17 protein-coding genes and 1 pseudogene are annotated in these 16,791 nt (G+C 33.3%); 9 read left to right on the top strand and 9 right to left on the bottom strand.

Annotation, left to right across the window (positions count from 1 at the left end):
* The coding region (ahcY, locus tag WBQ70_RS07675) for an adenosylhomocysteinase (protein WP_423912509.1) at positions 1 to 1,064 on the bottom strand (1,064 nt) is incomplete at its 3' end.
* A 248-nt stretch (positions 1,065 to 1,312) separates the two neighbouring features.
* On the opposite strand from ahcY, the gene WBQ70_RS07670 reads away from it, so the two are divergent.
* The gene (locus WBQ70_RS07670) at positions 1,313 to 1,945 is read left to right on the top strand and encodes a 4'-phosphopantetheinyl transferase family protein (RefSeq protein WP_423912507.1); all 633 of its coding nucleotides are present in this window, start codon (positions 1,313 to 1,315) and stop codon (positions 1,943 to 1,945) included.
* A gap of 76 nt (positions 1,946 to 2,021) precedes the next feature.
* On the opposite strand, the gene WBQ70_RS07665 is transcribed toward WBQ70_RS07670, so the two are convergent.
* The 3 genes from WBQ70_RS07665 to WBQ70_RS07655 form a co-directional block, all read right to left on the bottom strand.
* Positions 2,022 to 2,417, bottom strand: a complete 396-nt coding sequence (locus WBQ70_RS07665) for a group III truncated hemoglobin (RefSeq protein WP_423912504.1) — start codon at positions 2,415 to 2,417, stop codon at positions 2,022 to 2,024.
* Positions 2,417 to 2,698, bottom strand: a complete 282-nt coding sequence (locus WBQ70_RS07660) for a hypothetical protein (RefSeq protein WP_423912501.1) — start codon at positions 2,696 to 2,698, stop codon at positions 2,417 to 2,419. Before WBQ70_RS07660 ends, WBQ70_RS07665 begins: the two co-directional genes overlap by 1 nt.
* 63 nt (positions 2,699 to 2,761) lie before the next feature.
* Positions 2,762 to 3,373: a Crp/Fnr family transcriptional regulator gene (locus WBQ70_RS07655; protein WP_423912498.1), complete on the bottom strand. Its 612-nt coding sequence runs from the start codon at positions 3,371 to 3,373 to the stop codon at positions 2,762 to 2,764.
* A 79-nt stretch (positions 3,374 to 3,452) separates the two neighbouring features.
* On the opposite strand from WBQ70_RS07655, the gene WBQ70_RS07650 reads away from it, so the two are divergent.
* From WBQ70_RS07650 to WBQ70_RS07630, 5 genes are all read left to right on the top strand, one after another.
* Positions 3,453 to 4,184, top strand: a complete 732-nt coding sequence (locus WBQ70_RS07650; protein WP_423912495.1) for a geranylgeranylglyceryl/heptaprenylglyceryl phosphate synthase — start codon at positions 3,453 to 3,455, stop codon at positions 4,182 to 4,184.
* Positions 4,185 to 4,411: 227 nt separating this feature from the next.
* Positions 4,412 to 5,041 carry a nicotinamide riboside transporter PnuC gene (gene pnuC / locus WBQ70_RS07645; protein ID WP_423912493.1) on the top strand — a complete coding sequence of 210 codons (630 nt, stop codon included), beginning with the start codon at positions 4,412 to 4,414 and terminating at the stop codon, positions 5,039 to 5,041.
* A gap of 27 nt (positions 5,042 to 5,068) precedes the next feature.
* A complete protein-coding gene (locus tag WBQ70_RS07640) occupies positions 5,069 to 6,721 on the top strand; it encodes a DUF4301 family protein (RefSeq protein WP_423912490.1) in 1,653 nt (550 codons plus the stop codon).
* 21 nt (positions 6,722 to 6,742) lie between these two features.
* On the top strand, positions 6,743 to 7,144 hold the full coding sequence (arfB, locus tag WBQ70_RS07635) for an alternative ribosome rescue aminoacyl-tRNA hydrolase ArfB (RefSeq protein WP_423912488.1): 402 nt from the start codon (positions 6,743 to 6,745) through the stop codon (positions 7,142 to 7,144).
* Between the two features lie 275 nt (positions 7,145 to 7,419).
* Positions 7,420 to 9,573 (top strand): TonB-dependent receptor, encoded by a 2,154-nt coding sequence (locus WBQ70_RS07630; protein WP_423912485.1) that lies wholly within the window; start codon positions 7,420 to 7,422, stop codon positions 9,571 to 9,573.
* Positions 9,574 to 9,612: 39 nt separating this feature from the next.
* Here WBQ70_RS07630 and WBQ70_RS07625 read toward each other — a convergent pair whose 3' ends face one another.
* Both WBQ70_RS07625 and WBQ70_RS07620 read right to left on the bottom strand, forming a co-directional pair.
* Positions 9,613 to 10,644: a glycosyltransferase family 9 protein gene (locus WBQ70_RS07625; RefSeq protein ID WP_423912481.1), complete on the bottom strand. Its 1,032-nt coding sequence runs from the start codon at positions 10,642 to 10,644 to the stop codon at positions 9,613 to 9,615.
* 42 nt (positions 10,645 to 10,686) lie between these two features.
* Positions 10,687 to 11,292 (bottom strand): DUF4254 domain-containing protein, encoded by a 606-nt coding sequence (locus WBQ70_RS07620; protein ID WP_423912478.1) that lies wholly within the window; start codon positions 11,290 to 11,292, stop codon positions 10,687 to 10,689.
* Between the two features lie 272 nt (positions 11,293 to 11,564).
* On the opposite strand from WBQ70_RS07620, the gene upp reads away from it, so the two are divergent.
* The gene (gene upp / locus WBQ70_RS07615) at positions 11,565 to 12,218 is read left to right on the top strand and encodes a uracil phosphoribosyltransferase (RefSeq protein ID WP_423912476.1); all 654 of its coding nucleotides are present in this window, start codon (positions 11,565 to 11,567) and stop codon (positions 12,216 to 12,218) included.
* On the opposite strand, the gene WBQ70_RS07610 is transcribed toward upp, so the two are convergent.
* On the bottom strand, positions 12,213 to 13,142 hold the full coding sequence (locus tag WBQ70_RS07610) for a DUF6427 family protein (RefSeq protein ID WP_423912473.1): 930 nt from the start codon (positions 13,140 to 13,142) through the stop codon (positions 12,213 to 12,215). The two genes, upp and WBQ70_RS07610, sit on opposite strands and share 6 nt — an antisense overlap.
* 132 nt (positions 13,143 to 13,274) lie before the next feature.
* Here WBQ70_RS07610 and WBQ70_RS07605 point away from each other — a divergent pair, with 132 nt between their 5' ends.
* The gene (locus WBQ70_RS07605; protein ID WP_423912471.1) at positions 13,275 to 13,505 is read left to right on the top strand and encodes a DUF6341 family protein; all 231 of its coding nucleotides are present in this window, start codon (positions 13,275 to 13,277) and stop codon (positions 13,503 to 13,505) included.
* An 82-nt stretch (positions 13,506 to 13,587) separates the two neighbouring features.
* Here WBQ70_RS07605 and purD read toward each other — a convergent pair whose 3' ends face one another.
* Positions 13,588 to 14,862, bottom strand: a complete 1,275-nt coding sequence (purD, locus tag WBQ70_RS07600; protein ID WP_423912468.1) for a phosphoribosylamine--glycine ligase — start codon at positions 14,860 to 14,862, stop codon at positions 13,588 to 13,590.
* Positions 14,863 to 15,002: 140 nt separating this feature from the next.
* Between purD and WBQ70_RS07595 the strand changes: the two genes are divergently transcribed.
* Complete coding sequence (locus WBQ70_RS07595) at positions 15,003 to 16,322, top strand: phenylacetate--CoA ligase family protein (protein ID WP_423912465.1); 1,320 nt, start codon at positions 15,003 to 15,005, stop codon at positions 16,320 to 16,322.
* On the opposite strand, the pseudogene WBQ70_RS07590 reads toward WBQ70_RS07595, so the two are convergent.
* Positions 16,297 to 16,791 (bottom strand): annotated as a pseudogene (locus tag WBQ70_RS07590) (glycosyltransferase family 2 protein); the annotation flags it as partial. The gene WBQ70_RS07595 and the pseudogene WBQ70_RS07590 sit on opposite strands and share 26 nt — an antisense overlap.

Genomic DNA, 16,791 nt, shown 5'->3' with positions numbered 1-16,791 from the left:
CAACCAAGGTTTACCAAACGACCTTCAGCAAGGATGATGATGTCATTTCCGTTGATTGTATATTTATCAACTTGTGGTTTGATTTCGATTTTTGATGCACCGTGGTTTTTGTTCAACCAAGCCATATCAATTTCGTTATCAAAGTGACCAATGTTACAAACAACAGTCTTGTCTTTCATTTGCTCGAAGTCAGAACCTAAGATAATATCTTTGTTTCCAGTTGTAGTAATAATGATATCAGCATTAGCAACCACTGTACTTAATTTTTTCACTTCGTAACCGTCCATTGCTGCTTGTAAAGCACAAATTGGATCAATCTCAGTTACTGTAACAATAGAACCCGCACCTCTAAAAGAAGCAGCAGTTCCTTTTCCTACGTCACCGTACCCACAAACAATTACTCTTTTTCCAGCCAACATCAAATCGGTTGCACGACGAACCGCATCAACTGCTGATTCTTTACAACCATATTTGTTATCAAATTTAGACTTAGTAACCGAGTCATTAATGTTAATAGCAGGCATTGGTAATGTTCCCGCTTTTACTCTTTCGTACAATCTGTGTACTCCAGTTGTAGTTTCTTCAGACAATCCTTTGATTCCAGGAACCAATTCAGGGAAACGGTCAATAACCATGTTTGTCAAATCTCCACCATCATCAAGAATCATGTTCAATGGTTTTCTATCTTCACCAAAGAATAAGGTTTGCTCAATACACCAGTCAAAATCAGTTTCGTTCAAACCTTTCCAAGCGTAAACAGAAATTCCCGCAGCGGCAATCGCAGCAGCAGCCTGATCTTGAGTAGAGAAAATATTACAAGAAGACCAAGTCACCTCAGCACCAAGAGCAATTAAAGTCTCGATTAAAACAGCCGTTTGAATCGTCATGTGCAAACATCCTGCAATACGAGCACCTTTTAAAGGTTGTTCGGCTGCATATTCTGCACGAAGCGCCATTAAACCTGGCATTTCAGCTTCAGCCAATTCAATTTCTTTTCTTCCCCAAGCCGCAAGAGAAATGTCTTTTACTTTGAAAGCCACATAAGGCATAGTTGATGTACTCATTTATAGTATATTTGTAATTATAAATTTTTTGCAAATTTACATAATAACTTACGATTTAAAAAGGATTCACATATATTTATGAGTTGTTTACGATCATAAAGTTTTCTAAACCAGCAAAATATAAATCCGCAAACACTTCATTTGGAGCTGTTTCCCGCTATGCGCTCTAATCTTGTGGCGGCATAAATGCCCGCCGCCACAAGGATTTCCGCTACTATCGGGGCTAGTGAACCTGCAATACCATTATAATGCCATTATATAAGAACCATTTTTTTGACTCACAAACCCAAATTTTAGTTTGGGAAATAACCGAAACTTTTGAAGAACTCTTTTCAGGGGTAGTTCTCAATATGCAAAACCGTGTGCGACTAGACGGAATGAAATCTCAAATACACCAAAGGGGGTTTTTAAGTGTTCGCAAATTATTACAGGAAGCAGGTTATAATGATTTGGATTTATACTATGATGAATTTGGCAAACCGCATTTAAACGACGAAAAATACATTTCCATCACTCATTCACATCATTTTTCGGCCATCATCATCAGTGACAAAAGCATAGGTATCGACATTGAATTACACCGAGAAAAAATCATCCGCATCGCTGACAAATTCTGTGATAAAGAGTTTCAGTATTTGAATAAAAACAATTTAGAAGTTTATGTTCAAAAACTCACCGTCATTTGGGGAGCCAAAGAAGCCATTTTCAAAATCCAAAACGAAAAAGGAATCAGCTTCAAAGACCACATCACTGTCAATCCTTTCGATCTAGAAAAAAAGCAAACCACTGCCGAGCTAAACTTTGGAAACATCCATAAAAAATTCAATATTTATTACGAATCTATTGAGGGGTTTGGATTAGTATATGCATTGGAGGCTTAAGCTATTTAAACTCAAAGGTCACTAAGAGATTTCTACAAATTTCTTTAATTTCTACAATCTGTGTTCCAAAAAATTTCTACTTATTCTTAGCACGATTCTCAAAAATACTTACCATCAAGAAAGTCCCCATTTTTCGAGCTCTACGTTTAAGAATTTCGACATTCTCACCCTCAAACAATTCTTCTAGAGTCTCAAACCATAAATTCAACCAAATCCCAAATTCATTTGAACTTATCGTATTCCCAAAATAATCATCAACTTTATTGTGTGCTTCCAGCGGATTGCCTTTGTATATCTTTCCACCAAAAAGATTCATTTCCCAAAAATCTGTCAACTTCTCTAAATGAGGTTCCCAGTCCGTAATCATTTCGTTAAAAAAAGGACCAATTTCTTTGTCAGCTCTTATTTTATCATAAAAAGTCCTTACTAATAAGGAAATGTCTTCTCGGTTTTCGATATTTTTTCTTGGCATTAGATATGGTTTAAAATGATAAGCAGTGTATTAATTACAATACTCGCTAAGGTAAAGTTAAAAATAGTTTTGTGTGACATTTGTGCTAAAATAGACGTATTTGTCAATATACTAATAAATACCACAATGGCTAGTTGAATCATTTGCCCTACTGAAGTTCCATTTACCAGAACACTCATTGCAGCTACACCTCCTAGACAACTTTGCGCTAAAACGATCATTGTAGCAGATGGAATAAAATTATCGTCAAAATCTCTTAAAATACTGTTGTAAGTTATCATAATATCTTTTTTTTTATTACATCAAAGATAAAACGCAACCACTCCTCCTATTTATGACTCAAATCATAAAAATGGCATTTTTCGATATACTTTCCGATTAATAATTTGAAGTTCACCTTTTTTCTCAAGCGCTTTAATAGTTCTAATCACGGTTTCAACTCGCAAACCAGTCAAATCTCCTATTTGTTGGCGGGTAAACTGAATGAGATAACCATTATCATCTTGTTTTAAATTAAAATGAGTAATAGCATAATCTAGCAAACGTAAAACACGGTGCTCGGGTTCGTGTGTCGAAATTTCGGCAGCCATAACCGCTTTATAATACAATCGTTGCGCAAGGTTTTCAATGATTTTAAGACTGATAGTAGGATTTTGAGCTAATAATTCAAAAAACTGTACTTTAGTTATACACATCAATTGCGTGTTTTCTACCGCAATGGCATTAGCAGGATACACTTGATTGATGAATAAAGGTGGTTCGCCAAAACATTGGTCTTTATAAAAAAAGCCTTGAACAAATTCCCGACCTTCATCGTTGTAATTGTTCATTTTTACCTCACCCGAAAGAATTTGGTAATAATGCGTAGGTAACTTTCCTTCTTCAAAGATACTTTCTGCTTTGTTGTATTCTTTGATAAATCCACCGTATTCTTCCAATAAGTCAATCGCAATCATGTTTTTTATTTTATAGATTGTAGGGTTTTACAAATATAGACCTTGTGCTTCTAAAAAAAGCTTTTACTTTTACAACCTGATGCAAAACAACCAAAACATATATCAAGAAATAGTAAATGCCAAAGCCCATAATAGGAAGCTTTTAGCCATTCTTTTAGACCCCGATAAAATTGTTTGGGAGCAATTAGAACTATTAATTGAAAGAATTATTCCATCACCCGCTACCCATGTTTTCATTGGCGGAAGCCTCGTTAGAACCAATAGAATTGATGAGTTAATCATTCGACTGAAAGAAAAAATTAATTTACCTATTATACTTTTCCCAGGAAATCCTTCTCAAATATCCAAAGAAGCGGATGGGATTTTATTTCTTTCGTTACTTTCAGGTCGTAATCCTGATTTTTTGATTGAACACCAGGTTAAAGCGGCGCCTATTTTAATACAAACTAAACTCGAAATCATCCCAACAGCTTATCTTTTGATTGAAAGCGGTACGATTACAGCCGTTGAAAAAGTTAGTCGAACCAAACCGTTAGATCGAAATAATCTCGATTTAACTTTGGCAACTGCTCAAGCCGCCGAAATGATGGGAAACAAACTCGTTTACCTCGAAGCTGGAAGCGGTGCAAAAAATGCTGTTCCGACCGAAATGGTTCAATTGGTTTCAAAAAACTTGAACATTCCAGTAATCGTTGGTGGTGGCATCATCGCTTTCGAACAAATAAATAAAATATATGATTCTGGTGCAGATATCGTGGTCATTGGCACTGCTTTCGAAAAAGATTTGAATTTTTTCAAAACTATACTTTAATGCAAACACCTCTTAAAAACAACCGCAGATTCGCAAATGTATTTTAAAAACATTTATTTTTGCAATTACGGAATAAATTAATTGGCGCTAATTCCGCTTTAAGCGGTTTACTTAAAATCAAAATCATTTAAAAATTAGCAAATCCGCGTTATATAAACCATCTGTATTTGCTTTCTTATAAATAAAAAATCTGACTTCAAAATCGTTAATCCTCAATCTAAAATCAAATGCTCGATTTCTTCTTAAACGCTTACCAAGAAACACCAATAAACCAAATTATATTAGAATTCATTGCTTTTGTCTGCGGTATCTGGAGTGTTATTTTGGCAAAAAAAGAAAACATCCTTTTATACCCCATAGGCTTGATTGCAACAGTAATTACCGTTTATTTGCTTTTTTTGGCTGGTTATTTAGGCGATATGCTAATTAATGGCTATTTCTCTATTATGAGTATTTATGGTTGGTACCAATGGGCGAAAAAAGACAAAGACGAGAATCATATTCCTATTACGAGAACGAATTTCACCGAAAAAGTAATTGGATTTATCCTTTTTGTAGTAACTCTTTTTGTGGTATATGGTGTTTATACTGTTTTTAATTACAAAATCAATTGGGACAATTACGTTGACATTTTCACCTCAGGATTATTTTTTACAGGAATGTGGTTTATGGCCAATAAAAAAATAGAAAACTGGACCTTATGGATTATTGGTGATGCCATCGCCACGCCATTGTATGCTTATCGTGGTCTAGGTATGTTATCATTACAATATTTAATTTTTACTTTCTTAGCAATTGCCGCTTATTTAGAATGGCACAGAATATTAAAAAATAAAAAGGACGTAATAATAACTTAGTCATATTCGGCAAAAAGGTTAAATTTGATGCCAAAGTTTGAAAAAGGAATAAAAACAGATTTTCAAAGTAATAAAAGAAGTATGAATCATACAGTAAATAAGCCAGAATTGGAGGGAGATAGAATGGATTTAGGATTTTCGGTTGCTGATTTAGAACAAATAACTGAAAATGGTATTTCGTTAGAGAACATTAAGAAACAACTAGGCTATTTGAAAAACGGAATTGCTAAAACTAATTTAGTTGCTCCTGCTACTTTAGGTAACGGTATAATCAATTTTTCAGAAGGGGATTTTCATACTCACGCTTTATTTTTTGATGCCAATAAATCAAATTTAAAACTACTAAAGTTTGTTCCTGCCTCGGGAGCAGCTACACGAATGTTTAAATTTTTGAATGCCTTCTTGAATGATTTTGATATTGAAAACGAAACAATCAATGCATACATTAATCGAAATAAAGCCACTGATTTAGCTGTTTTTATTGTAGGAATGGATAAATTCCCTTTTTTTGAAGAAGTATACACCAAATTAAAAGAAATCCACACAAACTTTAATTCATTAAGTAGAGATTATAAAAACTACTACTTTATAAAAACATTGCTTTCACCTGATTATTTTGATTTTGCTAATAAACCAAAAGGGATTTTGCCTTTTCACGTTTATTGGAATACGATAGCCACACCTATTGAAGAGCATTTGTATGAATGTGGGTATTATTCTAGTGTCAATGGTGTTTCAAGTCTACATTTTACTGTTTCAGAAGTACATTTACCACAATTTGAATCCATTTTAAATTCGGTAAAACATTTAGTAGAAAAAGAAACACAAACAAACGTTGCTGTGGATTATTCGTTTCAAAAAAAATCAACTGATACTATAGCTGTTGATTTAGAAAACAATCCCTTTCGAAATGAAAATGGAACATTAGTTTTTAGACCTGGAGGGCATGGTGCTTTGATTGAAAATTTAAATACATTAGACGCTGATATTATTTTTTTAAAAAACATCGATAATGTTATTTTGCATAATAATGAAAATATAGCCTTATATAAAAAAGCTTTGGCTGGTGTTTTGGTAGCTTTACAACACCGTATTTTTGATTATTTGAATCAAATAGAAAATGGTCAATTGAATGAAAGTCAAATTCTAGAAATTATTCATTTCATAAAAGAAAAATTGAATCGTGAAATGGAATCTAATTTTGATTCTTTCACTTTAGTAAATAAAATAAAATCAATCAAAAATATACTCAACAGACCTGTACGTGTTTGTGGAATGGTGAAAAACGAAGGAGAACCCGGAGGAGGTCCTTTTTGGGTCCGTAATGAGAAAAATGAGGTTTCATTGCAAATTGTAGAATCCAATCAAGTAGATTCATCTCAACCCAAACAAGCCAAAATACTTCAAGAAGCCACACATTTTAACCCTGTAGATTTGGTTTGTGGTGTAAAAAACTATAAAAATGAAAAATTCGATTTGACTCAGTTTGTAGATCATAACAGCGGATTTGTGGTAGATAAAAACGTGGGTGGAATTGCTATAAAAGGGCTTGAACTTCCAGGCTTATGGAATGGTGGAATGGCTCATTGGTTAACGATTTTTGTTCAGGTTCCTTTATTGACCTTTAATCCAGTGAAAACAGTGAATGACTTACTGAAACCTGCACATCAAAGAGATTAGTTTTTTTTTAAAACACATAAGATGGAAATTGAAAAACTCATAAAAGAACTTGATTTTAAAGCCGTAAGAAGCAGTGGTGCGGGAGGACAAAACGTTAATAAAGTTTCTTCTAAGGTTGTATTGTCTTTTGACTTGAACAAATCTGAAGTCTTTTCTACAGATGAAAAATTACTTTTAGAAATAAAACTTGCTCCAAGACTAACTTCCGAAAACATTTTAATGCTACAATGTGACGAAGATCGCAGTCAATTGAAAAACAAAAGCATTATTATCAAACGCTTTTTACAAATCATTGAACAAGGATTAAAGATTCCCAAGCCTCGAAAGCAAACAAAAATCCCAAAATCAGCTATTAGAAAGCGAATAAAAGATAAGAAAAACACCTCTGAAATTAAAAAAAATAGAAGGCGCCCGGAATTATAAACCGCTAATAAACTGGTGTTTAAAACTATAATTTAAGAAATAATTATGTTTTAAATTCAATTTCCTTTTTCTTTATTTACCTTTGCGCCGTCTCAAAGGGGTGCTAGATTCCAAAAATGGAATGACAGCTGAGATTATACCCAACGAACCTAGACGAGTAATGTTGTCAAGGGAAAAAGATAAAAAATAACAATATTTATTTTTTTATCAAATCATTTTAATCAATTAACAAAAAAAGAATAATTCCCCCTTTTATTCGTACTATTTATTTACGGATGAACACTATTTTAGTTACAAAGTCACAAAGTCACAAAGTCATAAAGTCATTATTTTTAAGAGCAAGTTTTTCTTTTCTCTTTTCTCTTTTCTCTTTTCTCTCTTATTCCCAGATACAGGTAAAAGACACTACTATGATCAATCAATTGGATGAAGTATTAATTTCAGCAGTTCGCGCTACTTCAAAAACACCAGTAAGTTATTCCAATTTAGACAAAAAGGATATTGCTCCTCGTAATTTAGGGCAAGACATTCCTATTTTAATGAACTATATGCCATCTGTCGTAACAACTTCTGATGCTGGTAATGGGGTAGGTTATACTGGAATTAGAGTGCGTGGTAGTGATGCGACTCGTATCAATGTTACGATCAACGGAATTCCATATAATGACTCTGAAAGTCATGGAACTTATTGGGTAAATATGCCTGATTTTGCTTCATCTGTTCAAAGTTTGCAATTACAGCGTGGTGTAGGAACTTCTACAAATGGTTCAGGTGCTTTTGGCGCTAGTTTGAATATGTTAACCGATAATTATGCAAAAGAAAGTACAGGAGAAATTTCAAATTCTTACGGTAGCTTTAATACCCATAAACATACCGTTAAATTTAGTACGGGTTTAATGAACAATCATTTTGAATTGGCCGGTCGTTTGTCTGCTTTAAAATCAGACGGTTATATTGATAGAGCGACTGCCGATATGAAATCCTATTTTTTACAAGGAACTTATGTGGGTAAAACAACCTTAATTAAAGCATTGGTTTTTGGAGGTACCCAAAAAACCTACCAAGCCTATTGGGGTATTGATCAAGAAACATTAGCTAAAGACAGAAGGCAAAATCCAATTGGAATTTACACTGATGAGTTTGGGAATACTCGTTTTTATGATAATGAAACCGATAATTACCAACAAGATCATTCTCAGTTGCATTGGAATGAAAAAATAACCGATCACTGGAATACAAATTTAGCTTTTCATTATACCAAAGGAAAAGGATTTTATGAAAACTATAAAGAAGATGCAGATTTTAAGGATTACGGATTAGATCCTGTAGGAGCCGAGACTACAACCGACTTGATTCGTCAAAAATGGTTGGATAATGATTTTTATGGAACTACTTTTTCAGCAAATTATAAAAACAATGAATTAAATCTAGTCTTTGGTGGTGGCTATAATAAATATGAAGGAAATCATTTTGGAAAGGTGATTTGGGCACGTTTTGCATCAAAAAGTGAGTTGAATGATCGTTATTATGATGACAACGCAACTAAAACCGATGGCAATTTTTTTGCTAAAGCCAATTATCAAGTGGGTGCTAAACTAAGTCTTTTTGGAGATTTACAATTTCGAAATGTAACTTATAAAGCAAATGGTGATGATACTGGAATTGTAAGTGATAATTTCAATTTTTTTAACCCAAAAGCAGGTTTGAATTATAATGTTGATGAAAATAATGTTTTGTATTTCTCCTATGCTAGAGCCAATCGTGAGCCTAATAGAACCGATTATGAAAATGGTAATGCAAAGCCTGAAAAATTAAATGATTTTGAATTGGGATGGAGATATGTCTCTGAAAAGCTTAAGCTGAATTCAAATATTTATTATATGGCCTATAAAGACCAATTGATTCTAACTGGAAACTTAGATGAAGTTGGTGCGCCAATTCGTTCCAATAGCGAAAAAAGCTATCGTTTAGGTTTAGAGGTAGATGCAACTATTGCGGTTACAAATCAATTAATTTTGCGACCTAATTTTACTTTAAGTGCTAATAAAAATATCGATTTAGCCGTTGATGGTCAACATTATGGGACTACTGAAATAGCCTATTCTCCGTCTGTTATTGTCGGAAATAGTATTATATATTCTCCAATAGATGCTTTACATATTTCTTGGATGCAAAAATTTGTTGGTAGCCAATACATGAATAATATCGAATTACCAGATGCTAAATTATCGGATTATTTTGTGAATGATTTTAATGTTTCTTATGAAATAAAACCCAAAACTATTTTCAAATCGATTGTGTTTTCAGGATTAGTAAATAACTTCATGGACAGAAAATACGTTTCAAATGGGTATATGTGGGATGTATATCCGTATTATTATCCTCAAGCAGGAATTAACTTCTTAGCAGGAGTAACTCTAAAATTTTAAGGAGTAATCCATTTTACAAAAAACTACCCCAAAAGTCAACTACTTTGCGGGTAGTTTTTTTGATAATTTTAAGTTCTCCTCAATTTTCGTTATAACATCCCCAACTAAAATCGTTCGCATAGCATTTTCATAACCAAGTACAATTTTATTTCCGTAGACTGATGTTGGCAATAATGGATATTGCTTTCTATCAGCAGTCAAAGCATAATCTAAAGGTTGATTGAACGGCATAAAACCAGCATAAGGATGTGTAGCGCCCCAAAGTGAAACCACCTTTACGCCAAGCATTGCCGCAATATGTGCATTTCCAGAATCCATAGAAAGCATCACATCAAGGTTAGTCATGAGCGCCAATTCCTCTTTGAATTTTATTATTCCTGCCATATTAATGACATTCGATTTGCCAGAAGCAAAAGAATCTAAAATGGCAATTTCCTTTTTCCCTCCACCAAAAAGCAGAATAGAATAATCCGAATTTTTAGATAGTGCTGTAATCACTTCTTGCATTAAGTCTTGAGGATAGACTTTTGTGTCGTATTGAGCAAATGGAGCAATTCCTATCAGTTTTTGAGGATTACCTATCATCGTTTTCAAATCATCGCTTAAAACGGCTTTTTTAGGAAAAATAGGATTTGATAAATCAATCTGTAATCCTAACTGTTCAAAGACTTTAGAATGATTCTCAAACATCGTAGGCAAAGGCTTAAAAATTTTGTCGACTGCCCTAGTTAATGCTGCTTTTCCTTGACGACCTTTATCCACAGCGGCTACTTTTTTTCCGCTTAAAGCGAATAAATTTCGAACAACTTTAGAACGCAACACATTATGCAAGTCGGCAAAAGCATCAATATCCCTTTTTCTTAGTTCGTTAAACAAACGGAACAATCCTAAAAACCCTTTGTGTTGCTTTTTTTCATCAAAAGCAAAAAAAGAAACATTTGGAATTCCATCAAAAAAAGGTTGAAAAAAAGGTCTAGAAACCACCGTGATTTTTACCTCTGGATACTGTTTTACAAAAGCCCGTAAAACAGGAACCGTCATGGCGACATCCCCCATTGCGGATAGTCTCATGACGGCTATATGTTGTATTTTTTTTGACAAAGTAAAAGCTAATTATTTCTTCCCTTGGTACAAAACAGGATTCAATTCATCATCATTGTACATTTTCATTTGCTTGTACACTTTCATGAATTTATCTCCATTTTGAATGTCGGTTAACAAATCATCTATAGCTGTTGACAAATCCGTTCTTTGTTCCAATAAAATATTCAATTTAGCTTGACATTTATCTCTGTGATCTTCTGATGCCTCAGCACGAGTTGCCTCTTCGTTCATATGATAGATTTTCAATGCAAGAATAGACAAACGATCAAAAGCCCAGGCAGGACTTTCAGAGTTGATTTTAGCCTCGTCTTTAACAATTACCTTACTGTATTTTTGCAAAAAGTAACCGTCAATATATTCCACCATATCTGTACGCTCTTGGTTCGAAGCATCAATTCTTCTTTTCAAAGTCAAAGCCGCTACAGGGTCAATATTGGGATCACGAATAATATCTTCAAAATGCCATTGCACGGTATCAATCCAGTTTTTTAAATAAAGCAAATGCTCAAATTGCTCCTTAGGATAAGGATTATTGATAGGTTGATCTACATTATCAAATTGATGATAATCTTTAATACTTTGTTCGAAAACAGAATAGGCTAATTTTGAAAACATATCTTTAGTTTTAAGTCTAGCAAAGATACTTTTTATACTTTTATAAAAAAATTCGATTCCAACTTTCTATAAAAGCTTTTAAAACGTTTTTTTAGAAATTTTTCGGGCCTAATCCAGCCATTCGCTATAGCCCTTGTTCAAAAGGCATTTTTTACTAGGTCGTGGCAGGAGCTTCCTCCGGTCGCTCTACCTCTCCCGTAAAAAATAGCCTTTTTCACGCGGGGCTGTCGCTGCTGTCTGGGGCAACTCACGTACCTCCAAATAATTTCATTATGGATATTCATCATATTTCTCAAAAAAACAGCGTTCTCAATCATTTCTTAGCCCAGATTCGCAATATAAACGTTCAGCATGACCGCATGCGCTTTCGTCGTAACATAGAACGTATAGGCGAAATCATGGCTTATGAAATCAGTCAACAACTAGACTATAAAACCATAGCCGTTCAGACGCCATTGGGAATCAAAGAAACCGCTGAAATAGTAGATCCCATTGTTATTTGTTCCATCCTAAGAGCAGGATTACCATTTCACCAAGGTTTTTTAAATTATTTTGATCAAGCCGAAAACGGATTTATCTCAGCATACAGGCATCATCCTAATGATGATGATTATTTCGAAATTAAAGTCGAATATCAAGCTATAGGAAATTACGACAACAGCACTTTAATTTTGGTTGATCCCATGCTCGCCACCGGACAATCCATCGTAGCTGTTTTTAATAAATTAATCGAAAAAGGAAACCCAGCAGCAATTCATCTAGCAGTCATCATTGCCGCTCCTGAAGGGATTGCACATCTCAAAGAGCATCTTCCTGACCATTGCCATCTTTGGATAGCCACCATTGACAAAAAACTGGATGAGCATAGCTATATCGTTCCTGGACTTGGTGATGCAGGTGATCTAGCCTACGGAAAGAAATTATAACTGAGAGAAAAAAGCAAACAAACTGCACAATATTAGTACTCCTAAAACAAGTTCTTGTTTTAGTCTTAATTGTGGCAATTCTATATGGTTTGTTGCCATAATTGCTAGAGGTGCAATTGTGAAAACCAACAAATCATTACTTTTATTAGGTGAAATAACAAAAATGATAATCCCAATAAAAAAAGAAGCTATAATTTTTTTATAAGTGTTTTGTAGAAGTACAGGACGAGTGGATACTGTTCCAATCATAGAGATAACAAAGAATAAAGCAATTGTAGCATAAATAGACAAAGCCGCATTTTGATAATTATTAGTAAAATAACTCATTTCTGTAATAACCATTCTTCCTCTCTCAATCGTTTCAATAATATTAAATTCAAATAATAATGAAACTATAAAACTTAGTATTCCTACAGCAAATAAAGCAATAAATGGCAATATCCAATTTCTATAATCTCGAGCTACATGAAAAATAATTGAAATAAATACTAAGACTAAATACAAAACACACCAAAACTGAAACAGTGAAGCCACAAATATCCATAACGAAGCATCAAATATTTTTTCTTTAGAAGCTTTTAAAGAATGAAGTGAAATTAATCGTCTTAAAGCTAAAAGCACAAAAAAATTGGCTAGAATTAAATTATAGTTATTGAATAAAGATGGGAAAAAAATTAAAAACAAGAGATAAAACAGAATGATATAACAACTGTCTTTTGAAAGACCATTTTTCTTAGTTATAAAATTAGAAATAAAAATAGATGCCAAAATCAAGGCCAAAATTCCTAATTTTTCAAAAACCAAAGCACCTGAATTTAGCCAAGCCAAATCTTGCATTTGATAGACAAAAAAGAAAACTAGTATTAAAATTACTACTAACGAAAAATTTAATAGTGTAGATTTTCTAAAAACACTTGTAATCATAAGGATATTTTATACTTTTGTGACTGTAAATATACTATTTGTTTAAAAAGGAAGGCTTCAAGTTGAAAAGATTCTTTTAAAAAAGGGATTTACAGTTGATTAAATTAAAAAAACAACATAATTTTTTACGATATGAAAGCATTTTTCGAAGGAATTCAATACCTGTTTGTAAATATTTTATTTGCTCCCCTTGATTTTTTACGTTCTCTTGAACTTAAAACTTGGTTTGTAGCCAATACAATTAACTGGGTATTTATGATTATTTGTGCCGCAGCAATGGTTTATTGGATCAAACAATTAAGAATATTTGATGACGCAGGAACAGAAAATCAAGACACTACAGCGCATTCATTCTTGAAATAATAACTTCAGATTGCCTATTTTAAGTAGGTCTGAAAATAAAAAATCCTCAATCTTAACTTAGATTGAGGATTTTTTTGTGGAGTTACAATAAATCGTTCCCAATATCTTTTCTAAAATTCATCTTTTCAAAATGAATTTTCTCAATATTTGCATATGATTTTGCTAAAGCTTCTGGAAAAGTGTCGCCATAAGAAGTAATTGCCATTACACGGCCTCCATTACTCACTACATCAGTACCTTCAAATTTTGTTCCTGCGTGAAAAACAATTGAGTCGGTTACGTTTTCTAATCCAGTGATTATTTTTCCTTTTTCAAAATCTTCAGGATAGCCTCCAGAAACTAACATCACGGTCGTTGCGCTTCTTTCATCTACTTCTAAAGTGATTTGGTCTAGTTTTTCATTGGCTACAGCCAAAAACAATTCGACTAAATCTGTTTTTAATCTCGGAATAACCACTTCCGTTTCTGGATCACCCATACGCACATTGTATTCAATCACGATAGGTTCTCCTTTTACATTGATTAACCCAATGAAAACAAAACCTTTGTACTCAATACCATCTTTCTGGAAGCCATCAATAGTAGGTTGTACAATACGCGTTTCAATTTTTTGCATCAATTCGTCAGTTACAAATGAAACTGGAGAAACGGCTCCCATACCACCTGTATTTAATCCCATATCACCTTCGCCAATACGTTTGTAATCTTTGGCAGTGGGCAATATTTTATAGCTTTTACCATCTGTTAAAACAAAACAGCTCAATTCTATTCCATCTAGAAATTCTTCGATCACTACTTTTGCACTTGCAGCACCAAATTTTTGTCCTATTAGCATGTTTCTCAATTCCTGTTGTGCTTCAGCCAAATCTTGGATAATCAAAACTCCTTTTCCAGCTGCCAATCCATCTGCTTTTAATACATACGGCGGTTGCAAAGTAGAAAGGAAAGCACATCCTTGCTCTACTGTTTCAGCAGTAAAACTATCATAAGCTGCTGTTGGTATGTTGTGTTTTACCAAAAATTCTTTGGCAAACTCTTTACTTCCTTCTAATTGAGCTCCTAATTGTGATGGTCCAATCACAGGAATAGCAGCTAATTGCGCATCATTTTTAAAGAAATCAAAAATACCTTTTACTAATGGGTCTTCAGGTCCTACTACCACCATTTGGATATTATTTTCCAAAACCAAGGTTTTTACAGCTTCAAAATCAGTAGGTGAAATCGCTACAACAGTCGCAATAGAAGCCATTCCAGCATTTCCTGGCGCTACAAAAAGCGTATCACAAAGTGGACTTTGAATCATTTTCCATGCAAATGCATGCTCTCTTCCGCCGGAACCTAGTAGTAAAATATTCATGAGTAATGTTTTTATATTTTTAAATGATGATGCAAAAATAATTGGTTTTAAGTGTAAAATAGAATTAATTCGAATAAATTATCAGTTGAAAACGATCAACATGCGTGTTTAATGGTATTTTTGAACAAACAAATAACGCTATGTTTTCACTTTTTGACGCATCACTTCAACTCAATGGCTTTCCGATAAAGAAAGCTAAGGCAGATTTGGATAAAATTGTAAACTTATCCGAAAACGAAAAAGCTGTTTTTATTGAAAAACAAAAAAAAGAAATTGTCGAATTTCATCTAAAAAACAATTCTTTTTACAAAAAAATAGCAGGTTCATCCAATTATGAAAACTGGGAATCACTTCCTATTTTGAACAAAAAAAACCTTCAAAGCCCCTTAAAAGAAAGACTTTCTAAAGGCTATAAAAATAATGCTGTTTATGTAAACAAAACCTCAGGATCTAGTGGAACACCATTTATTTTTGCAAAAGATAAGTACTGTCATGCTCTAACTTGGGCTTCAAACTTTATGCGTTTTGGATGGCATAATATTGACCTTAATAAGTCATACCAAGCTCGGTTTTATGGAATTCCAAATGATTTTATAGGGTATTACACAGAACGGTTGAAAGATGTGTTCGCTTGTAGGTATCGATTTTCAGTTTTTGATTTATCCGATGCGGTCTTAAAGAATTTTTTAATCCAATTCAAAACTAAAAAATTTGATTATATCAATGGATATACTAGTTCCATAGTTTTATTTGCTAAGTTTTTACAAAATAAAAATATTATTCTCAAAGACCTTTGTCCTAGTTTGAAAGGATGTATGGTAACCTCTGAAATGCTGTTTGAAGAGGATAAAAAACTATTAGAGAAACAGTTAGGAATCCCCATTATCAATGAATATGGTGCCTCCGAATTGGATTTAATTGCTTTTCAAAATACAAAGGGGGAATGGCAAATAAATGCTGAAACGCTGTTTGTAGAAATTTTGGACAAGGATAACAATGTTTTGCCATATGGTAGAGAAGGGCGTATTGTTATCACATCATTGTTCAATAAAGCGCATCCTTTTATTCGCTATGATCTAGGAGATATTGGAGTTTTGGATGAAAAAAGTACAGTAGCAAAACCAATTCTTAAAAACTTAATAGGACGTACGAATGATGTGGCCTATTTGCCAAGTGGAAAAAAATCACCAGGACTGACCTTTTACTATATTACTAAAAGTATTATTGAAGACGATGGTAATGTCAAAGAGTTTACTATTAAACAAACACATCTAGATTCCTTTAACGTAAAATACGTTAGTGAAAAACCCCTAAGTGAAATTCAAATTCAGAAAATAGAACAAGCTATTGCATCTTATCTAGAACCTAATTTGAAATTTAGTTTCGTTAGAAAAGCGTACTTAAAAAGAAGTAAAAGAGGAAAACTGAAACAATTTACTTCAGAACTGGTAAATGTTTAATATAAAGTGGTTTTATGACTAACTGAGTAAATAAAAACACAGTCATACATCCTATCGCTACAATCCAATTCAAACCATGATACTGCTTATAAACGGCAAAATTATGTTTCACTAAATCGAATTTTGAAGCCGAAATAGAGTTTTCTCTCACCCGATAATACGCTAAACTTTCTGGTACCGCTTGCGCCTTTTTAATCTTTTTAAGAATAGTAAGCCAGTGCATCCAATCTTGACGTTTCCTGATAGGTGAAATGGGAATTTTACCAAAAAAATGCGTGTCATAAATTCCCGTAAGATTGCCTACATAGTTACAAAAATACAACTGTTTATAAGTCATATTTATTGGAGGAACAACTTGCTTATACATTAAATTTCCCGCTTCATCAATACAATCATAGGAAGAGAAAGTAAATGGAATTTGGTTTAGATTGAGAAAATCAATTTGTTTTTGGAGTTTTTCAGGTTTCCA

The sequence above is a fragment of the Flavobacterium sp. genome (genome assembly GCF_049590715.1).
Taxonomy (GTDB): Bacteria; Bacteroidota; Bacteroidia; order Flavobacteriales; family Flavobacteriaceae; genus Flavobacterium.
Note: the sequence above shows the minus strand (reverse complement) of the source record. Positions and strands in the feature narration are given on the sequence as shown.